The 1,411-nt window shown below is 48.4% G+C and carries 2 protein-coding genes, 4 tRNA genes and 1 pseudogene; 6 read left to right on the plus strand and 1 reads right to left on the minus strand.

The genetic code is table 11. The features are described 5' to 3' along the window. A partial coding sequence (locus tag BHE85_RS15455) for an IS1 family transposase (RefSeq protein WP_032277379.1) occupies positions 1–159 on the minus strand: 159 nt, incomplete at its 3' end. 56 nt (positions 160–215) lie between these two features. Here BHE85_RS15455 and BHE85_RS15460 point away from each other — a divergent pair. From BHE85_RS15460 to BHE85_RS15485, 6 genes and pseudogenes are all read left to right on the plus strand, one after another. Continuing rightward, a pseudogene (locus BHE85_RS15460) lies at positions 216–359 on the plus strand (IS3 family transposase); the annotation flags it as partial. A 136-nt stretch (positions 360–495) separates the two neighbouring features. Beyond that, positions 496–572, plus strand: a tRNA-Ile gene (locus tag BHE85_RS15465). Between the two features lies 1 nt (position 573). Continuing rightward, a tRNA-Arg gene (locus tag BHE85_RS15470) sits at positions 574–650 on the plus strand. 2 nt (positions 651–652) lie between these two features. Then, a tRNA-Thr gene (locus BHE85_RS15475) sits at positions 653–728 on the plus strand. Between the two features lie 3 nt (positions 729–731). Next, positions 732–806: transfer RNA gene (locus tag BHE85_RS15480), tRNA-Gly, on the plus strand. A 292-nt stretch (positions 807–1,098) separates the two neighbouring features. Continuing rightward, positions 1,099–1,290: a phage holin gene (locus BHE85_RS15485; RefSeq protein ID WP_000839568.1), complete on the plus strand. Its 192-nt coding sequence runs from the start codon at positions 1,099–1,101 to the stop codon at positions 1,288–1,290. Positions 1,291–1,411 lie beyond the last annotated feature (121 nt).

Below are 1,411 nucleotides of genomic sequence, written 5' to 3' on the forward strand. Positions count from 1 at the left end.
GTGCGTACCGGGCTGAGAGGCGGTGTAAGTGAACTGTAGTTGCCATGTTTTACGGCAATGAGAGCAGAGATAGCGCTGATGTCCGGCAGTGCTTTTGCCGTTACGCACCACGCCTTCAGTAGCGGAGCAGGAAGGACATCTGATGGAAATGGAAGCCACGCAAGCACCTTAAAATCACCATCATACACTAAATCAGTAAGTTGGCAGCATTACCCAGCGAGGCAGCTCACGCCATAACGGACTATATCGTTGGATATTACAGCGCACTAAGACCGCACGAATATAACGGTGGGTTACCCCCAAACGAATCGGAAAATCGATACTGGAAAAACTCTAACTCGGTGGCCAGTTTTTGTTGACCACTTCACATGGACATTTGAAAGAGCCCGCTTTATGCGGGTTTTTTTATACCTGAAAAACGGCACAGGACGTTAAACGTGCTGGTGGTCAGATGAGTTTGCAGATGTGATGACATATGGTTATTATTCTGCCTCCGGCCCTTTAGCTCAGTTGGTCAGAGCGAGCGACTCATAATCGCCAGGTCGCTGGTTCAAGTCCAGCAAGGGCCACCAACCACCACTAGCTCATCCGGATAGAGCATCAACCTTCTAAGTTGACGGTGCGAGGTTCGAGTCCTCGGTGGTGGGCCAGCGCCGACTTAGCTCAGCAGGCAGAGCAACTGACTTGTAATCAGTAGGTCACCAGTTCGATTCCGGTAGTCGGCACCATATGCGGGCATCGTATAATGGCTATTACCTCAGCCTTCCAAGCTGATGATGCGGGTTCGATTCCCGCTGCCCGCTCCAGTCAGAGTCTTTCAGTCTGCGATGATGGGAAATCCCGGAGTGACTGAAAGACGTTTAAGTTATGAATGATCGCCTTTTTTTGCAAAATTGCTGTGCAGAAATACTAACCTTCGGGCGTGCGATCATTCATAAGCACTCTGCTTTTATTCCGATTAACTGTGGGTGGTTTGTTGGATAGAGTGCTTTCCTTACTGTATATATCGTTTCGCCCGCTTTTGCGTTTTTTTCTTTTCAAATCCCTTTCATTTCTCAGTGTAAAACTACGCCATCCGTTATTTGCGGAGGTGAGGCTATGAAATCCATGGACAAAATTTCAACGGGCATTGCCTACGGCACCTCCGCCGGCAGTGCCGGCTACTGGTTTTTGCAGTGGTTGGATCAGGTCAGTCCATCACAGTGGGCTGCGATTGGTGTGCTGGGAAGTCTGCTTCTGGGGCTTCTGACTTATCTGACGAATCTGTATTTCAAAATAAGAGAAGATTGAGGTAGCCTGAGTTTAACGGACACTCCTTCCTGAAATAGAATGGCATCAGAAGGAGCTAATAATGAGCAGAAAAAACCAACGTTACTCTAAAGAGTTCAAAGCCGAAGCTGTCAGAACGGTT

Source organism: Shigella sp. FC1567 (genome assembly GCF_001743015.1).
In the GTDB taxonomy this organism is placed as follows: domain Bacteria; phylum Pseudomonadota; class Gammaproteobacteria; order Enterobacterales; family Enterobacteriaceae; genus Escherichia; species Escherichia coli.